This is a genomic window from Pseudomonas sp. NFACC39-1 (assembly GCF_900110355.1).
GTDB classification, from domain to species: Bacteria; Pseudomonadota; Gammaproteobacteria; order Pseudomonadales; family Pseudomonadaceae; genus Aquipseudomonas; species Aquipseudomonas tehranensis.
The window spans coordinates 23841-42978 of record NZ_FODL01000024.1 but is presented as its reverse complement, the minus strand read 5'-3'; the positions used below and the strand labels follow the sequence as shown (position 1 = coordinate 42978).

Here is a 19138-nt window from a genome sequence, read left to right as displayed (position 1 = left end):
CCGCCCACGGTGCAGGCCAACATCCTCACCGGCTCCAAGGACACCTTTACCAACAACATCCCCTCGGCCCGCGCCGCCGGGGCGGTTGTTTCCCAGGTCGCGCCGGCCGGCACCGAATTGGACATGTCCGAGCCGGAAGAAGAAGCCGAGCCCAGCTACCTGGACATGGCCGGCAACTTCTTCTCGCAGATGTGGCGCCCCACCGTCGCCTCGCCCGCCCCCGGCACAGAGACCCGACCGGAAGACCTGGTGATCTGCACCAAGCACCCACCGATGCCGCCGCAGTTCATGGCCGAAGGCTCGGACAAAGTCACCATCAACGGCCAGCCCGCCGTGCGCAGCGGCGACCGCAGCACCTGCGATGCCAAGGTCGTGTCATCCGGGCTGATTTCACCCGACGTCACCATTGGCGGCGGCTCGGTGGTGGTGCGCGAAATCCGCAGCGGCAAGACCCCAGGCGTCGGTCTGGCAGTCACCGCGCTGCTGATGCTCAAGGGCGGCAAAGGCAAGTTCTTGAGTAACCTGCCGTGCATGCTGGTGAGCGGCGCAGCGTCGATGGCGGTCAGCAGCGCGATGGGCGCCGCGGCCAACGCCACCATGGGCTCGTCGAATCCGGTGCACGTCGCCACCGGCGCCAAAGTTCTGGGCGATGTCGAGGAGATGGACTTCGTCCTGCCCGGCATCTTGCCGATCGACTGGCAGCGCTTTTACAACAGCCGCGACGAGCGTCACGATGGTGTGTTCGGTGCGGGCTGGAGCGTGGCTTACGAGGTGCGCGTCGATATCTTGCCTCACCCCGAGGGCGGTGAGACGCTGGTCTACACCGATGAGCAGGGCCGGCGTATCGACATGGGCTCCATCCCTCTGGGCGGCGCCGTGTTCAGTGCCGGTGAAGGGCTCAGCGTACGACGGCATGCCAATGGCCAATTGCTGATCGACAGCTCGGACGGCCTTTACCGGCTGTTCGAACCCACCCCGGGCCGTGCATCGCTGCTGCGCTTGAGTCAGTTGGGCGACCGCAATGACAACCGCATCTACCTCGACTACGACGACACAGGTCGGTTGGTGCAGCTACGAGACACCTTCGACCTGACCAGCATCGCGCTGGCGTACCACAAACGCTGGCCGCAACGGGTCAGCCGGATAGACCGGCTTTACGCGGATCAACGTCGTGAAGTGCTGATGCACTACGATTACGACGCTCAGGGTGATTTGGCCCAGGTCCGTCAATCCAACGGCCACGTGAAACGCCGCTACGCCTACAATGCTGGACGGCGCATGGTTGAACACCAACTGCCCACCGGGCTGCGCTGCTTTTACGAATGGGCCCTGATCGAAAAGCGAGAATGGCGGGTTGTTCGCCACTGGACCGAGGCGGGCGACACTTACACCTTTGACTACGACCTGACTGCCGGGACTACGCGTATCACCGACGGTTTGAATCGTGTCAGCACCCGTCGCTGGGATAGTCGGTATCAGATCACCGAAGCCACCGACGCCCTGGACCGTACCTGGGTCTTCGAGTGGAACGACGAAAGCCAGTTGGTGGCGGCGACCGCCCCCAACGGCGGACAGCATCAATTCAGTTATGACGAGGCGGGTAACCTTTGCCAGACGTCTGACCCCCTCGGACGTAGCGAGTCAACACTGTGGCTCGAACACTGGGCGCTGCCCCTGACTGAAACCGATGCCGCGGGCAATACCTGGCAGTACCGCTATGACTCGCGTGGCAACCGCATTCGCGAAACCGATCCGTTGGGCAACGTCACCCGCTATCGTCATGACGCCCACGGTCAGGTGGTGGAAGTTGTCGACGCCACCGGCAAACGCAAAACCATGCGTTGGACGCCCCTTGGCCAGCTCAGCGAACACACTGATTGTTCCGGCTACACCACGCGGTTCAGTTATTGCGAACGCGGGTTGTTGCTCAGCAGCACCGACGCTTTGGGGGAACGGACGCGTTTCAGCTATGACGACCAAGGCAGGCTGCTGACCAAGCAATTACCGGACGGACGTAGCGAGCAATACCAGCGCGATGCGAGCGGCCAGTTGATCGGCTACAGCGACCCCGCCGGGCACACCACGCATTTTCAGCACACCCTGAACGGGCAACTGCGCGTGCGTACCGATGCTCATGGTCGCCGGGTAGAGCTGAGCTACGACAACTACGGTCGGCTGCTGGCGCTGACCAACGAAAACGGTGAGTGCTACCGGTTTGCCTGGGACGCTGGCGACCGCTTGACTGCCCAGCACAGCCTGGACGGCAGCCTGAAACGCTATGCCTACGACCCGCTGGACAACGTCACCCGCGTGGAAGCGCTCGCGGTGCCCGGCAGCACCGACCTGGACCTCTCGCCGCAAGCACCAATCGTCCACGAACTGGAACGCGATGCGATGGGCCGGCTGGTGGCCAAGATCACCCAAGACGGCCGCACCGAGTACCGTTATGACGCGCTCGACCAAGTCAACGCCATCACCTTCACCCACCAGAGCGGCGAACAACAAAGCCTGGGCTTCAGCTATGACGCCCTGGGACAACTGATTACCGAGCAGAGCTGGGCCGGAAGCCTTGAACATCGCTATGACGAGCTCGGCAACCTGACCCAAACCCAGCTCCCCGACGGCCGCTGGCTGAACCGCTTGCATTACGGCAGCGGCCACCTGCACCAGATCAACCTCGACGGCCAGGTCATCAGCGACTTCGAACGCGACCGCCTGCACCGTGAAGTGCTGCGCACCCAAGGGCGCCTCAGCACCCGTAGCGAATACGACCGCAGCGGTCGCCTGCGCGCACGCCAACGTCGGCAGCAGGGTCAGTCCGCACTGTTGCCGCCGGCGGCGCAATCGCTGTTTGGCTATGACAGCAGCGATCAACTGGTAGAACGCTTCGACAGCCAGCCTGATGCCTCTCATCGCCAACTGCTGCACTACGACGCCACCGCACGCATTCTCGCCAGCCAGGACAACCTCCAGGGCCAGCGTGAAGGCTTCGCCTATGATCCGGCCGCCAACTTGCTCGATAGCCTGGGCACTGGACGGGTCGCTCATAACCGGTTGCTGACCTATCAGGACAAGCGCTACCGCTATGACGGCTTCGGCCGCATGGTGGAAAAGCGCAGCGCCCGGCATGGCGTCCAGCGGATGCGCTACGACGCCGAACAGCGTTTGGTGGAGGTTAGCAACGATAATGGCTCGGTCGTGAAAATGACCTATGACCCGCTGGGTCGGCGTATCGAAAAAGCCGAATACGACCGCCATGCCACCCTGCTAAGCCGCACCCGTTTCACCTGGGATGCGCTGCAACTGTTACAGGAACACCGCGACGACCAGACCAGCCTGTACATCTATGCCGACGACAGCCACGAACCGTTGGCGAGGGTCGACGGCCTGGGTGAACACCAGAGAATCCGTTACTACCACAACGACTTCAACGGCCTGCCCGAACAGCTCTCGGAAGCCGACGGGCACACGCTTTGGCGGGCCCGTTACCAAGTGTGGGGCAACACCGTAGAAGAGCTACGCGAACCGTATTTCATCGAAGAGCAGAACCTGCGGTTCCAGGGCCAATATCTGGACAGGGAAACCGGGCTGCACTACAACATCCTGCGCTTCTACGACCCGGACATCGGTCGCTTTACCACACCAGACCCCATCGGTTTGGCCGGTGGGCTGAACCTCTACCAGTACGCGCCAAACCCGGTGAGCTGGATCGACCCCTCGGGTTTGATGAAGTGCTCGACACCACCTAAGGGCCGCAAGGTCAACCGGACGGTTTATCGTTTTGAAGAGCCAGGACGGATCAGCACGACCTGGACGGCGCACAAGTGGAACGTTGCATCCAGACACCGTTACACCGCCCCCGGACTGGGTGGTGTCTATGGCGCCAATTCACGCAAGACCGCCATGGGCGAAGTCAACCACTGGGGTGTGGACCTGTCCACTCGGGTATTGGTAAGCAAGAAAGTGCAGCTCAACAACGTCCTGGATCTCACCCGGGCTGATGTGCGTAAACAACTGGGGGTTTCGCTAAAGAGCATTACCGGCAACAAGTACACCCAGACTCATCAAATCGGCGCCTGGGCCAAGGCCAATGGTTATGATGGGATCCTGGCACCGTCGGCGCGAAACCCGACCGGCAGCAACTTGATTTCCTTTGCAGGGTTTTAAAAATGGGACTGGAAGACGAATACGTCGGCGATGCCGATTGGCAACGTTTCGTGCGGCTGTACGAAGAGGACTACCTCGACGACAACGCCCGCGCGCTGGCCAAGGCCATGAATGACAACCTCGACATGGCAGTGGTGCTCTACGGAAAAAGGGGGCTCAAGGAAGGGTTCTGGTGGCTGGAGCAGACCGTGCCCGCCCTGGGTAACAAACGCCCGGCCGATTGTCTCAAGACCCCGAAACTGATCAAGCGTCTGAGAATGGCCTTGATGAGCATGCCCTGACCCGCCAGCAGAAGAACCGCAGGCTGGATAACGTCACCCGCGCTGGCCAGTATGTTCGCTGAGCGTTGATCCCCAAGGCTCGCCGCCAGCATGCACGCCGCCAGATCCTGGCAGGTGGCGCACCCGGCCAGCGCGATACGGCTCTGTCGGCCGTACTCATTGGCGCAAGAAGCATCGAATTTATCAACTGAGGTGTGAGGGGACGATTTCAAGGCGGTTCTCCTGTCCGCCAACCAAGCTACGTCACGCGTCGCGATAAGAAAAATTCATTGCCTTTATGCGCTGCATTCCCTTGAGGAATGATGCATCCGTCGATGTTCGTTACGGGTGAATTGATCTATTGAACAAAGATGCAAACGGGCACGGTACAAGCGCCACTCTGCCCCGTTACGGTGATGAACTTGATCGTGCTATTGGTGGGAATCAGGATATTGATAGGCACTTGCGGGTAGTTCTGGCTTTGATAACTCTGGGTTTGCTCAAGCGTTTGCTGCGCTCGACCTGGTTGACTGACCACAATGGCGCCCTTACTTCTGTTCAAAACCTGCGCCGTGGTCTTGATCGCAGGTGGTGCATCCACGACCGCACCGGCCGCTGGCGCTTCGCCCTCAGATGAGAGCGAAGGGGCTGTTGCCGTATCGGCGCTGGTGACTGGCAGGTAAAACGCAAAGAGCAAACCTACCAGGTAGCACGACCTTTTGGTGTCCATTTCTAGAGTCCTCGATCAGGTAACAGGGTACGCAACGTGAGCGCCCTTCGAGACCTTGATTTAACAATCTGCATGACGGGCCGTCACCTGTAAGAACTAACAGGTGCAGCACTCAGCGCACGGCACATGAGCCCGATCGTCAAAGCCTCTCGCCACAAATTGCAGGCATCCTTCAGACCGCGCCTACAGCCCGACTGCCGCGCTTGCGCCAAGCTACGCATCCTTGCGCCTTTGCCTACAACTACGCCAGAATCCGCCCGCTTGTGCGCCTTGTCTGCGGGCTCTATCGTTTTCCTGCCACTGCCCATCAGTGGTCGGGTTTAGTAGCCCGGGGTTGTGTCAGTAAGATGTACGAGCTCTCCATCCAGGCAGATTTCTACCTTGCTCTTGATGGTGGCTGTGCGCAGGGCGCTTCGGCGCGCCGGCAATGCTGATCTCCCCGGTCTACTAACCTGCGTACAGCCGCCACCCTTCTTTTAGTAGAGAAGAGGTTGCAGCTTAACCATGGAGTAATCAGCAGATGTTCAAGCCTACCCCGAATCCGCCAGAGGCGGACCAAGCTCCCCCGTGCACCAAATCCAAAACCAAAAAGCTCGACGAAGCCGCCAATCGCGCTCTGGATTTCTATCTATCGCCAAAGCCGGCAAATCCCGAAGACGCGACCAAACCGGGCCAGCTATTCACCGTCGTAAAAGACATCGACAACGAGTCTCTGTTGGCCAACCTCAGCGAAACCCTGGCTTCGGCGGATGCGATGGTCAGCGATCTGGCCTTCGAGCTGGAAGGCTCGCGCCGTCACTTTGCCCTTGGCATTCAGCAGTTGATTGAACTGAGTTCGTTGCTGGCGAACCGGGCGCTGGATAACGTAGATCCGCGTTAGCGGGTAAACCATCCGGGGCGCTGGACAAGCGTGCCGGCGCTGAAAGCAGCGCTGGAGCTGCCGAGTGCAACGAGGCTGCGATTTCCCCTCGACAATTAAGTCGTGAGCGAAAGATCGCAGTCTTCGGCAACTCCGACACTGCACCGCGCCCTTCGTCGCCTGAAAAGGAACTTCGCCCCGAATCCCTTATCTCAAAGAGCACTTCGCCATACTGGCGGGCTTTGGAGCAAGCGCGTGCCAATCCACAGCAGTGCACGTTCTTTGAGATTTGTGCCGATGGTCGACAAGAACCTACAGGATTCGTCCCACCCTCATTGGCCCGAAGCGGCCCAGACGCTCATGGCGCTGATGCACGCCCAGGGCGAAGTCGCGCGCCTGAGCGAGCGTGAGCAGCTATTCAGCTCATTGCTGGTCAGCGTCAACGCGGTGCTCTGGGCGTTTAACTGGGAAACCCGACAAGTCCTGTATGTCAGCCCCGCCTATGAACGAATCTTCGGTCGGCCGGCAGGTCTGGTGCTGGCTGATTTCAACGAATGGCGCGACGCAATCTACCCCGACGACCTCGAATACGCGGAGCGCAGCCTGGCCGAAGTGCTGGTCAAAGGTGCCGTGGAAGATCGTGAGTACCGCATCATCGCTGCCAATGGCCAGATCCGCTGGCTGAGCGACAAGTGCTTCATCAACCGTAAGGCTGAGTCGGGGCAACCGGTGATCGTGGTAGGCATTGCCGAAGACATCACCGAAAAGAAACTGCTGGAAAGCGAACTGCAACGACTGGCAACCACCGACGTGCTGACTCAGAGCAGTAATCGCCGCCACTTCTTCGAATGCGCTCACCGTGAATTCGAGCAGGCACGACTGCAGGGAACACCCATGGCGTTCCTGTTGCTGGACATCGATGATTTCAAAGTGATCAACGACACCTACGGTCATCAGGAAGGCGATAATGTGCTGCAGAAAATCGCCGAAAGCGGACGCTCCGTGCTCAGGCGCGGTGATCTGTTTGGACGAATCGGTGGTGAAGAGTTCGCCGCGGTGTTCCCTGGCTGTGCCCCGGACATGGCCCTGCAAGTCGCCGAGCGTCTGCAGCGCGAGATTCAGCGCCTGGCTTTCCGCAGTGGGGAGAACAGCTTCGGCATCACCGTCAGCCAAGGCTTGACCAGCCTTACCGCCGAAGATCAGAGCCTCGACACCCTGTTCTCCCGCGCCGATGCGGCCATGTACGAAGCCAAGCGCCAGGGCAAGAACCGCATTATTGCCGCGTGAATGACCTTACCTGAGATCAAGTGTGGGAGCGGGCTTGCTCGCGAAGAGGGCGTCATGTTCAGGAGAGATGCAAGCTGAACCACCGTTTTCGCGAGCAAGCCCGCTCCCACAAGGGTCATTCGGCGGTCTTACTTTCTGCGTATGCGCATCAACTCTGGCAATCCGATCTTCAGCAAACGCGCCGTGCGCCCACGGGCCAGCTCTTCAAGCCCTTCATGCTCGGTCAGATGAGCCATTTGCGCCGCCATGCTCATCACCAGTGCCTCACGGGAATAAACCCCACCACCCAGGCTATAGGCCGCCGCGATCAGCTCGCGCAGCTCCAGCGGCAGGCGCCAGCGAGTGCGCAGCGCCGAACCGAAACCGGCGCCGTACTTGTCCAACGAATTCCCGACTTCCTCCAGTTCATCCAGCTCGCCACCCGCCTGCGTCCATTCTTCCAGGCAACGCAGCAGCGCCAGGTCCCCTAGTCGATGCAACAACCCGGCGCAATAACAGCGCTCCGGTTCCAGGTCCAGTAACCGCGCCAATATTCGCGCGTACTCGGCGGTGTGCAGCGACAATTCCCAGTAACGCTGGGCATAGTCCGCCAGGCACGGGACGCTAAGCCGGGCGCAGCGCTTGAGGGTCAGGCCGAGGACCAGGTTCATGCTCTGCCCGGTACCGAGCTGATGCAGCGCTCGGGCCACGGTCTGCACCGGAACACCCCCTTGCTGCTGGGCGGCACTGTTGGCTGCCGCTATCAGCACTGCGGTGATCTGCGGGTCGGTGCGCAGCTCCTCTTCAAATAGCTTCAAGTCCAGGCCAGCGGGGTTGAGGCTGCGCTTGACCGCCACCTGCACGTCGGTCATCAGCGGCGCACCTTCGGACATATCACGCCGCCGCTCCAGAAAGGCTGCCAGGGTCAATCCCGCCCCCAGGACCGGCCCTTCACTGGAGGTTTCTTCGCCACCCACCAGCAAGCCCTGCAAGCGCTGGGTCAAGTCTTCCCGGTTCAAGGGTTTGGTCAGGTAGGCCGTCGGCGCCAGAGGCAGGACTTCACGCACACTGGCGCTGTCATTGCGTCGACTCATCAGGATGAACGGCAATGGCGGGGTGCGATGCTGCTGGCGAAGGCCGCGCAAGATCGTCAGGCCATCGACACCCGGCAACTCCCAGTCGGCGATCACCAGGTCATAGGGATTGTTCGCCAGCAGCTCCAACGCCTGTTTGCCCTCGCCACAGGTATCCACCCGGGCATCACAGCGCACACCCGACAACACCTGTTCAAGCAGCTCACGGGACGCCGGATCAGCCTCGGCGATCAATACACGCGGTACAGCCGGTAACGCCACAGCGGTCATGCAGCACACTCCCTTGCCATACTTGCACCTTAGACCTTGGCGGCCGTTCCAGACAGTTCAAAAACCCGAGGGATATGCTCGTGGACATGAAAAAACCCGCCGAAGCGGGTTTTTTTGTGGATCAGTGCACAACCGGAACTCAGAGCTCGGAGAAGCACTCTTCGATGATTGCCAAGCCTTTGTCCAATTGCTCGTCTGGCGAAGTCAGCGGTACCAGCACCCGCAGGACGTTGCCGTAGGTGCCGCAGGACAGCAGGATCAAGCCCTTGTCGCGGGCCTTGGCCACAACCTGAGCCACGGCCGCCGCGTTCGGCTTGTGGGTATCGCCATTTTCGAACAACTCCACGGCGATCATCGCACCCAGGGCACGGACTTCGCCGATGACCGGGTATTTCTTCTGGATGGCCTTGAGGCCAGTCACCAGACGCTCGCCCACCGCCTTGCAGCGATCCAGCAGGTGCTCTTCCTCAAACACCTCCATCACCGCCAGCGCAGCAGCGCAGGCAATCGGGCTGCCGGCGTAGGTGCCACCCAGGCCACCGGGGGCAATAGCGTCCATGTACTCGGCCTTGCCGCAGACACCGGCCAACGGGAAACCGCCGGCGATGGATTTGGCGAACGTAGTCAGGTCGGCGGCAACGCCCATTTGCTCCATGGCGAAGAAGGTGCCGGTACGACCGGCCCCGGTCTGTACTTCGTCAGCGATCAGCAGAATGCCGTGCTGATCACAGAGGGCGCGCAGGCGCTTCATGAATTCCTTGGGCGCCACGTAGAAACCACCCTCGCCCTGTACCGGCTCGATGATGATTGCCGCGATGTCACGGGGTTCGGCGTCGTTCTTGAAGATGCGCTCGATGCTGGCGATGGAATCGTCGATGCTCACGCCGTGCAGTTCGTTCGGGTACAACGCGCGGAAGATGCCGCCGGGCATCAGGCCCATGCCGGCCGAATACGGCACGACTTTACCGGTCAGGCCCAGGGTCATCATGGTGCGGCCGTGGTACGCGCCGGTAAAAGCGATCACACCTGCGCGACCCGTGGCGGCGCGAGCGATTTTTACCGCGTTCTCCACCGCTTCGGAACCGGTGGTCACCAGCAGGGTTTTCTTGGCGAAATCACCCGGCACCTTGGCGTTGATTTTTTCGCACAGTTCCACATACGGTTCGTAAGCCAGAACCTGGAAGCAGGTGTGGGTCAGCTTGTTCAGCTGTTCGGTCACCGCGGCGATAATTTTCGGATGCACGTGGCCGGTGTTCAGCACCGCGATGCCGCCAGCGAAGTCGATGAACTCACGGCCTTCAACGTCGGTAACGGTGGCGTTCTTCGCCGACTCGGCGAAAATCGGGTGAATCTGGCCAACACCGCGCGGTACAGCGGCTTCGCGGCGTTTCATCAGGGAAGCGTTGGTCTTATTGCTCATCAAATATGTCCTCATTCGCAGCTCAGGGCGGCGTGGGCCAAGGCGTACATGGACGGGAGACAACTGCGACAGCATGCGATGATCGACTGTCACAGCGTTCCGGCCACAAGAAACAGAACAGGTGAAACGCGCAAAGGGACAGCGCTCTCGTGCCCTTTGCGCTTGCAGCAGATCAGATACCGAGGCAGAGGTATTTGATTTCCAGGTAATCCTCGATGCCGTACTTGGAGCCTTCACGGCCCAGGCCCGAGGCCTTGATACCGCCGAACGGCGCGACTTCGTTGGAGATCAAACCGGTGTTGACGCCAACCATGCCGTACTCCAAGGCCTCGGCCACGCGGAACACACGGCCCAGGTCACGGGCATAGAAGTACGAGGCCAGGCCGAACTCAGTGTCGTTGGACATCGCGATCACTTCAGCTTCGTCTTTGAAGCGGAACAGCGGCGCCAACGGGCCGAAGGTTTCTTCCTTCGCCACGGCAGCGTTTTTCGGTACGTTGGTCAGGATCGTCGGCTCGAAGAAGTTACCTTCCATCGCCTTGCCACCGGCCAGCACAGTCGCGCCTTTGCTGATTGCATCGGCAATGTGCTCTTGCACCTTGGCAACCGCTTTCTCGTCGATCAATGGACCGGTAGTAGTGCCATCTTCCAGACCATTGCCGATCTTGAGCTTGGCGACTGCCACTTTGAGTTTTTCAGCGAAGGCGTCGTACACCGAATCCTGGATGTACAGACGGTTGGCGCAGACGCAGGTCTGACCGTTGTTGCGGTATTTGGAAATGATCGCGCCTTCGACGGCCTTATCCAGGTCCGCGTCGTCGAACACGATGAACGGCGCGTTGCCGCCCAGTTCCAGGGAGACTTTCTTAATGTCCTTGGCACATTCGGCCATCAACTGACGACCGATTTCGGTCGAGCCGGTGAACGACAGCTTGCGCACGATCGGGTTGCTGGTCAGCTCGCCGCCGATGTCGCCGGCACTGCCGGTGACCACGCTCAGCACGCCTTGCGGGATGCCGGCACGGTGGGCCAACTCAACCAGCGCCAGCGCCGAGAACGGGGTTTGCGAAGCCGGCTTGATGACCATGGTGCAGCCAGCGGCCAAGGCCGGACCGGCCTTGCGGGTGATCATCGCAGCCGGGAAGTTCCACGGGGTAATCGCCGCAGTCACACCGATCGGCTGCTTGATCACGATCAGACGCTTGTCGGGCTGGTGGCCAGGAATCACGTCACCGTAGATGCGCTTGGCTTCTTCGGCGAACCATTCGATAAACGAGGCGGCGTAAACAATTTCGCCCTTGGCTTCGGCCAGCGGCTTGCCCTGTTCCAGGGTCATCAGGCGACCGAGGTCATCCTGGTTTTCGATCAGCAATTCGTACCAGCGGCGCAGCTTGTTGGCGCGTTCTTTGGCAGTGAGGGCGCGCCAGGCCGGCAACGCCTTGTCGGCGGCTTCAATCGCCCGGCGGGTTTCGGCAGCGCCCATTTTCGGCACGGTGCCCAGCACTTCGCCCGTTGCAGGGTTGGTGACCTTGATCGTCTGACCATTGTCCGCATCGACCCAAGCGCCATCGATAAAGGCTTGCTGGCGGAACAACTGGGTGTCTTTAAGCTGCATGTCGGCTTTCCTTAACAGCACCGCGCGCACGCGGAGCGAATTAGATGTGTAGAAAGGCGCCTCAGGGGCTGCCGTCAGGGAAATCATCCACCGGGCTGAAGCACAGAAATAACGCACATAAGCACAGACGTGCGGTTCAGCACCCAGACAAGAGCGTTTGAAATCTCAAACGAATCCTAGGGCGGATAGGGGGGAAGGACAATAGGCTGTTCGAAAAAAAGAACGAAAAAGCCAAATTTGCCTGCTTTTTCTGATCAGCGTAGCCGATGCCCGCCTATGCTTACGAAAAGACCGGCAAATCAGCAGCATGGACGCCCGCATTGCATATGAGTATCATGGCGCCCGCGTCGCACCAGTAGCTCAGCTGGATAGAGTACTGCCCTCCGAAGGCAGGGGTCGTGGGTTCGAATCCCGCCTGGTGCACCACATAAAACAAGGGCTTAGGTGAAAACCTAGGCCCTTTTTGTTTTTCATGTGTCCAAAATGTGTCCATTCTGTGCCCATCCAAGTTGGCACTCGGAATGAGCACTGCCCTTACCTTACTGGGCGTCTGAACGTATGAGGCTCTCAATGCAGTAAAACTTTGCTCACTGCTTGTGGAGAGAGTCCATATACCCGGTTCCAGTGGACCATAACCCTGCATCGCATAACCGTCGCCAGGCCTGAGGTGTAACCCCGATCTGGCGGCGGAAGGTACGGATGAAATGGGATTGGTCACAGAATCCGTGACTATGGGCGATGTCGGTCAGCGAGGAGTCGGTCGTGAGCATGATCTGTCGAGCAGATTCGATGCGCCGACGTGCGACGTAAACCAGTGGCGTTACACCAAAGGTATTTTTGAAAGCATGCGAGAAGTAGCTGACACTCAGGCTTAGCACAGCAGCCATCTGATTTGTGCGTATTGATGAGTCGAGGTTAGTGTCGATGTAGTCAATCAGCCGTTTAGTTTGCCAACTGGATAGGCAGCCGTGGCGGCTTTTTAACGGGCTATCGCTCTTTTGCATCATGACCAGGGCACGGGTCAGGCATAGACAGGCTGAGTCACGATCGATGCTCAGGTGCGCTTGAGCCTCGCTAAGCAATTGCATGACGCCATCATACGTTTCGTCGGAAATACAGCGCTGAGTCTGGCTGTCTACTGCGGTTGCCGGGGTAACGGCATGCAAGGTGGCACGCATGGCGGTGCTCCACTGTGGATCTTTTGTGTCCGACGCCATGCTAGGCCGTGCACTGATCGCACATAAGACAACAATGGGGGGCGCGCGCCCCCCTCAAAAGTGGGGTATTACACAGTGATGATGCCGCGCTGAATGCCGAGGGTGACCGCATGGGTGCGATTGCTGGCCCCCAACTTGTCCATGATGCTTCTTAAATGCCCCTTGATGGTGTCCTCCGCGATCATGAGTTCCGTCGCGATTTGCTTGTTGGGTTTACCCATGGCGACACATTGCAGGACCTGGATTTCTCGAGCGGTCAGGGAGTCGCGGCTTAAGTGATCAGCCAGCTCAACAGCAATCTCTGCCGGGATATGGCGCTTGCCGGCAGCAATGGAGCGGATGGCATCCAGCAGTTCCTTGCGCAGACTACTTTTCAATAAGTAGCCGAGCGCTCCCGCCTTGATTGCATGCAATGCCCGTACATCACCCCGATAGGTGGTCAGGATGGCAATGCGCGCGCCAGGAAACTCGGCGCGAATGGCATGAATCGCCTCGATGCCATCCATCTCAGGCATTTGTAGATCCATCAGGGTGACGTCCGGGCGCAGCGAGCGAAATAGCTGAAGCGCTTCGCAGCCATTGGTTGCCTCGCCGACCAGCACTATGTCTGATTGGGCTTCAAGGACCGCCGCTATACCCTCGCGCAGCAGAGGGTGGTCGTCGACGACCAGCACGCGTATCTGTTCATTCTCCGGATGCACGCTTAGGGCCTCAATTGAGTCAATGCACGTAGCCACTGGCTGCGACGTCGCGGGATACGTCGATAGGCCGTTGATGCGGGTACAGTCAGTTGAATTTCAGTGCCACTGTGGACTCCTCTTTGAATAGACAGCCGGCCGCCTATTTTTTGTGCCCGCTCCAGCATGCCGTATAAGCCCCAGTGATCGGGGCGTATATTGGGCGGCAGATACTGTGGGTCGATGCCGCTACCATTATCGCCAACGCTTAGCTGAAATGCGTGCCGGGTGTAGACGATCCGGATTTCCACGTTCTGCGCATTGGCATGTCGAAAGGCGTTCATGATCGCTTCACAGCCTATCCGGTAGCTTTCTTCTCCGACTATAGGGTGCAGTGGCAGTGGCGTGCCGTGGCTGTTCAGGGTAAAGCGCGTACTGCCTTCTAGCTGCAGCTCACTCGTGACAGCGGCAAATGCATCGATCAGATTCAGAGCAGGCTCGTTCAGATCACGCAGGTTACTCACCCGCTCTCGTGCCTCCACCAAAACCTGATCTGCGCGGTCTAGCGCCCTCTCCATTTTGCATCGTGCTGGATGAGTGCTGGGGATTTGCTCAGTGGCCGCCTGGAAACTCAACATAAGACCCTGCACACCCTGGAGTAGGGTGTCATGCAGCTCACGGGCGATTCGCTCGCGCTCGGCATGGCGTTCCTCAAGTCGGTCACGCAGATGCTGGGCTGAACGGCGAACATTGAACCGATGCAGCATCCACAAAATACTCGCCACTGCTAGACCGCTCAACATTATAAAGAGTGGGGTGCGGTAGAAAACGGGTCGAATACTGAAGCTGAGCACGGCCTCCTCGGTACTCAGTATTCCATCCTGATTGGACGCTAATACGCGGAACCGATAATCCCCGGGGCCGAGCCCCGTATAGATGGCACTACGTTTTGAACCCGCCTGCTGCCAGTCGGTGTCGAACCCCTCTAACAGATAGCGAAAGTGCAAACCTTGCATGCCTGAGAGACTCAGCGCGGCATAAGAGATTTCGATTCTCTTTGGCTCTGCGCCCAGTTGTGACAACTCACTTGGCCGGGGCTCCTTACCATCGACATTGAGTGATTGGATGACTACCTTGGGGGCCGCTTTACTCTGCACATAGCGAGTCGGATCAATCCAGGTCACGCCCTTACTGGTGCTGAACCATAGACGTCCATCCGTGCTACGCACTGCAGTGGGTAATGGGAGCACTTGGTGCGGGTCATTGGCCAGGCCACCAATCACCTCATAGCTGCGGTAACGTATCGGGTATTGCGGGTCAGCGATGGCGCGCTTTACCTCACGAGCGGTCAACTGATAAACCCCGGCTTTGCCATGGAGCCAGAGATCATAGCTCCCATCACCTTCTGGTTCTCTGGGAGGTACGGCTAGAATCGCGTAGATATTGTCGAACAGCCCATTGTCCGGTAGGTGAAGGCTGTGGAAGCGCTCACCATCGAAGAAGGCCACTCCACGCTGGCCACCCACCCAGGTGAGGCGGCCCTGATGCAGCATCGCCGTGACATGACCCACCTTTAAGCCTTCGTCTGCCCCCCAGTGTCGTTGGTCCCTGTCGTCGTGGGTCACAATCAGATTATTGCGGTAGCCGAACCAGAGTCTGCCAAGAGGATCGGTGGTAGCGGTGACAGGCATTAACTGGCTTGGATCAGCATTCGGCGGCGCAACCATTGACCAACGCCCGCTTCGAAGAACGAACAGCCCCTTGCGGTTGATCGAAACCCAAAGGTTGCCCGCCTGATCGAGCGTCATCGCGCGGACGGCTGAGTCAAGCCCATCCTGGGTTGGCAATGACGCGACTCGCTCGATTTTGTCGCCTTGCGCACGCCAGATACCCTTGCTGCCAGCCATCCAGATATCACCGTTAACATCACTGAAGGCATTACTAATCGGTGCCGGTATATCCAGAGTGGCCAATCCAGTACTGCTCAGGCGCATTGCCGGTTGGTTGCTGGTACCTGCCCAGACACTGCCTGCCGCACCGGCAACCAATGCCAAATTCTGGGCGTTGTGTGGAAATGCGGCCGAGACCATAGCGCTTGGCCGAAAACGGTCTAGCCCGGCACTGGTGCCCACCCAAATATTGCCGTCGACATCTTCGAGTAATGGGAGAACGATATCTGCACTCAAGCCATCCTTGGCCATGAACGCTTCTTGGTGACTGCGTACGTCAGTTATCGATAGAGCACTGAGGCTGGCAGAGGCGTGTACATAGCGAACGCCTTTACCGCTGGTGCCCACCCATAGCGCCCCCGTGCTGTCGAATAACAAACCATTGGCACCATCGATGACGGTCACCTGGGTAGCCGCATCCCCTTCGTTTGGCACGATTCGGCGCAGCGAACCGCCATACCGCTCTGCCATCCAGATGGCCCCATCCGGAGCCTGAGCCATATGACTCACCCACCCCACCGCAATGCCTGCATCGATAAACGCTTTGGCACCTGACGGCAGGTAGAAAAGGCGATCTTCATTGGCTGCCCATAGCGTGCCATCACGGTCGACGAGCACAGCACGGGCATTTCGCCCCGGAAAGTTCCACTCGGTACCGATACGTTGCCACGCGTTACCGTCAAAACGCGCCAAACCATCGTTGGCGGCGATCCAGACTGCGCCACTGCGATCCTTGGCGATGCTATAGATCACCCCGCCAGGCAATCCAGCACTGACGGGGTAACGGGTGATGCCTGTGTCGGTGATCAGGCTAATGCCGCCTGCACGCAGACCCGCCCACAAGCCTTCATCCTCCGCCTTGAGTACGGAAATGATACCCAGCGGATTGCCGTCCGGCGGCGTGTATCGCGCGAAGTCCAGGCCATCAAAGCGATAGAGCGAATCATTGGTTCCAAGCCAGAGATAACCGTCTCGGGTCTGAGCCAAGGCCCCGACCTGATTGGGGCCTTCATCAGCGACGGTCCAGCGGTGGTGCTCCAGCTTGTCCAGTAAGTAGTCGGCGGCCGTGACGGCCGGACTAAACCATGGCAGGCCAACCAACAGCATATAGATTGCCAGCGCCGTGCAGGTGCGCCAGCGACTTCCTGGGGTGGGCTTCTGCTGTTTGGCTGGGGAAAAGCCCAATACGCTGATCACCGCGCGAACCTGAAATTAATCAAAAGCGACCCAGTTGAGTTTGCGCCCATTCAATTGTGTAGTCAGCTATTTGCTCCCAACCGGGTTCGGCGATGAGCCAGTGGCTGTGCCCGGCAAAGCACTTGAGCGAGGTACTGGCCGCCGAGCGATTGTATTGCCGATAGTTCGACGTCACCAGGCATGGCCGTATGCTGTGATCGTTCTCGGCGGCGATCAACAGCAACGGTGCTCTGTGGTCATTGGCAAAGTCGACATGTGTGCCAATACCGAAAGCCGCTTCAAAGAAAATCCGCCCCGGTGCTGGCACGATATGGCTTGCCTGTATCAGCGAAAAATCCTGGATCGCCAAAACCCGAGTCAATTGTTGGGCAGATTCTCGTAGCGGAAAATACATGACTCGCTTCCAACTGCCCCAAGCCATGCGCATGGGGATCGCCTTGTAGAGGATGCTCAAGTGAGGCATTAACCCACGAGGGGGCATCGCTGTAATCGATATCCCGGCACAGCCAAGACCACGATCCAAAAGTATCTGTACGAGCAGGCCACCCAGCGAGTGGCCAATCAGCAAAGGGGGCTGAGGCATGCGCCGAATCAGCGCTGCATAGTGCTCAATTATTTGTGTGATCCCAAGCCTTGGGAAGTCGGTATGTGGCGCCTCGCGCAGACTCTCTGGCGACCCCTCCGATAAGGGCCAGGAGGGTGCAACGCAGGTGTAGCCACATGCCCGATAGCGGCTGGAGAAATTATCCCAGGCGGCGGCAGACAGCCATTCGCCATGTATGAACAGTACGGTTGTATTCATCCCTGATCCCATGCGCTCAAATGTGGGGCTTAGTGGGTGCCAGGTAGTGCTGAATACGTATGGCCACCCCGGCAACCTGGAACTGGCGAGCCGCAGCCTCGGTGCGTTGTTCGGCGCGGGTCACCCGGCCGTGGTGGCGCATATGTTCGAGCCAGGACTCATCAAAGAAGAATTCCAGCCAACGTTGCGGATGCTCACTGTCCTGGACCAGTCCCCAGGAAAAGGCACCATTGCGCATTCGCATGCGGCGTACATCTTTCATGGCAACGAGAAACTGTTCTGTCTGCGGCGGATCGATCTGGTACTCAAGGGTGACCATGACCGGTCCGCGCTCCTGATCCTGTTCGTCGCTCAGAATGGGAGCAGGCCAGTGCAGCGACGGTGCCAAGTCTTCGGCTTCGGTCACCGGCAGGTGGAAGCGCAGCGTCAGCACGATGCCCATCAGCAGGAGCCCGCCGGCGATCAGCAGGGTGAGGCTGATCGACAGGTGACTGGCGACCAAGCCCCAAAGCGCGCCACCGGCCGCCATGCTGCCAAAGAACACCAGGATGTATACCGACAACGCCCGCGCCCGGACCCAGTTGGGTACGCAGGTTTGTGCCGCCATTTGCAGGCTCGACAGCACGGCGATCCAGGCCGCGCCACTGATCATCATCACCGGTATCAGCCAGTACAAGTTGCGCACCCCGGCCAGGGCGGCAAGCACCAAGGCGTAGAGCAGGCTGGAGCCAGCTACCAGGTGATCGGGTTTCACCGCATCACGGATGCGCGGCAGTAAAGTCGCGCCGAGCACTGCACCGATGCCGACGCTGCCGAGCAGCAGGCCGAAATCGCTGGCGCTGCCGTTCAGCTCACCGCGCACGATCAACGGCAGCAGCGACATGCCAGCACTGGCGCCGACGAAGAATGCCGCCGACCGCACCAACACCGCTTGCAATGGCTGGGAGCTGCGGCTGTAACGCCAGCCTGCGCGCATGGCCCCGAGCAGCCGTTCCGCCGGGAACAGCGCAGGTGCCTGTTCGCGTTTCCAGGTGTACAGCACCGCCATCACCGCGAAGAACGACACGGCGTTCAGCGCGAAGGTGGCCCAGGGGCCGGTGAGACTGACCAGCACCCCGGCAACCGCCGGCCCGATGGCCCGGGCGACGTTGATGCCGAGGCTGGACAGGGCGATGGCCGAACCAAGGTCTCGCTTGTCGACCAGTTCGGGCGTCAACGCTGACCAGGCCGGCATCATCAGCGCCGTCCCCGCGCCCATGCCCAGGGTGAGGAGCAGCAGCAGCGAGACGGTCATCATGCCGTTGAACGTGAGCAGAGCCAGGAGCATCGCCACCACGGCCATCCACACTTGCACCTTGAGCAGGTAGCGACGCTTGTCGACGATGTCGGCCATGGCACCGGCGGGAAGAGCAAGAAAGAACATCGGCGCGGAGCCTGCAACCTGCACCAAGGCAACGTGCATGGGGCTGGCTGACAGCGTCGTCATCAACCAGCCGGCCCCTACCTCGTGCATCCAGGTGCCGATGTTGGAGGCGATGCTGGCCAGCCATAGCCAGCGGAAAGTGCTATGGCGCAGCGCGCTCCAGGGGGAGCGCTTTTCGATAGCCGTCTCCAT

Annotated in this window: 13 protein-coding genes, 1 tRNA gene and 1 pseudogene; 5 read left to right on the top strand and 10 right to left on the bottom strand. The window is 59.7% G+C overall.

Annotated elements, in window-relative coordinates; genetic code table 11:
* Positions 1 to 4167: RHS repeat-associated core domain-containing protein (locus BMY45_RS26535; protein WP_092403303.1), on the top strand; the 4167-nt coding region annotated here is incomplete at its 5' end.
* A gap of 2 nt (positions 4168 to 4169) precedes the next feature.
* Positions 4170 to 4448, top strand: a complete 279-nt coding sequence (locus BMY45_RS26530) for a hypothetical protein (RefSeq protein WP_092403301.1) — start codon at positions 4170 to 4172, stop codon at positions 4446 to 4448.
* 8 nt (positions 4449 to 4456) lie between these two features.
* Here BMY45_RS26530 and BMY45_RS28510 read toward each other — a convergent pair.
* Positions 4457 to 4660, bottom strand: a pseudogene (locus BMY45_RS28510) (SAM-dependent methyltransferase); the annotation flags it as partial.
* A 125-nt stretch (positions 4661 to 4785) separates the two neighbouring features.
* On the bottom strand, positions 4786 to 5157 hold the full coding sequence (locus tag BMY45_RS26520) for a hypothetical protein (protein ID WP_092403299.1): 372 nt from the start codon (positions 5155 to 5157) through the stop codon (positions 4786 to 4788).
* Between the two features lie 520 nt (positions 5158 to 5677).
* Between BMY45_RS26520 and BMY45_RS26515 the strand changes: the two genes are divergently transcribed.
* Both BMY45_RS26515 and BMY45_RS26510 read left to right on the top strand, forming a co-directional pair.
* Complete coding sequence (locus tag BMY45_RS26515; RefSeq protein WP_092403297.1) at positions 5678 to 6037, top strand: DUF6124 family protein; 360 nt, start codon at positions 5678 to 5680, stop codon at positions 6035 to 6037.
* A 276-nt stretch (positions 6038 to 6313) separates the two neighbouring features.
* Complete coding sequence (locus tag BMY45_RS26510; RefSeq protein ID WP_092403295.1) at positions 6314 to 7303, top strand: GGDEF domain-containing protein; 990 nt, start codon at positions 6314 to 6316, stop codon at positions 7301 to 7303.
* A gap of 128 nt (positions 7304 to 7431) precedes the next feature.
* Here BMY45_RS26510 and BMY45_RS26505 read toward each other — a convergent pair whose 3' ends face one another.
* From BMY45_RS26505 to gabD, 3 genes are all read right to left on the bottom strand, one after another.
* On the bottom strand, positions 7432 to 8646 hold the full coding sequence (locus BMY45_RS26505; RefSeq protein WP_092403293.1) for an HDOD domain-containing protein: 1215 nt from the start codon (positions 8644 to 8646) through the stop codon (positions 7432 to 7434).
* 139 nt (positions 8647 to 8785) lie between these two features.
* The gene (gene gabT / locus BMY45_RS26500) at positions 8786 to 10066 is read right to left on the bottom strand and encodes a 4-aminobutyrate--2-oxoglutarate transaminase (RefSeq protein WP_047226758.1); all 1281 of its coding nucleotides are present in this window, start codon (positions 10064 to 10066) and stop codon (positions 8786 to 8788) included.
* A gap of 172 nt (positions 10067 to 10238) precedes the next feature.
* Positions 10239 to 11681, bottom strand: coding sequence for an NADP-dependent succinate-semialdehyde dehydrogenase (gene gabD, locus BMY45_RS26495; protein WP_092403291.1), 1443 nt, complete (start codon positions 11679 to 11681; stop codon positions 10239 to 10241).
* A gap of 349 nt (positions 11682 to 12030) precedes the next feature.
* Here gabD and BMY45_RS26490 point away from each other — a divergent pair.
* A tRNA-Arg gene (locus tag BMY45_RS26490) sits at positions 12031 to 12107 on the top strand.
* A 161-nt stretch (positions 12108 to 12268) separates the two neighbouring features.
* Here the strand turns inward: BMY45_RS26490 and BMY45_RS26485 are convergent.
* The 5 genes from BMY45_RS26485 to BMY45_RS26465 form a co-directional block, all read right to left on the bottom strand.
* On the bottom strand, positions 12269 to 12859 hold the full coding sequence (locus BMY45_RS26485) for a helix-turn-helix transcriptional regulator (RefSeq protein ID WP_177193399.1): 591 nt from the start codon (positions 12857 to 12859) through the stop codon (positions 12269 to 12271).
* A gap of 107 nt (positions 12860 to 12966) precedes the next feature.
* Positions 12967 to 13578 (bottom strand): response regulator, encoded by a 612-nt coding sequence (locus tag BMY45_RS26480; protein WP_218157831.1) that lies wholly within the window; start codon positions 13576 to 13578, stop codon positions 12967 to 12969.
* 23 nt (positions 13579 to 13601) lie between these two features.
* The gene (locus BMY45_RS26475) at positions 13602 to 16721 is read right to left on the bottom strand and encodes a sensor histidine kinase (RefSeq protein ID WP_143071707.1); all 3120 of its coding nucleotides are present in this window, start codon (positions 16719 to 16721) and stop codon (positions 13602 to 13604) included.
* Between the two features lie 19 nt (positions 16722 to 16740).
* Complete coding sequence (locus BMY45_RS26470; RefSeq protein ID WP_092403283.1) at positions 16741 to 17523, bottom strand: alpha/beta hydrolase; 783 nt, start codon at positions 17521 to 17523, stop codon at positions 16741 to 16743.
* Positions 17524 to 17539: 16 nt separating this feature from the next.
* Positions 17540 to 19138, bottom strand: a complete 1599-nt coding sequence (locus BMY45_RS26465; RefSeq protein ID WP_092403281.1) for an MFS transporter — start codon at positions 19136 to 19138, stop codon at positions 17540 to 17542.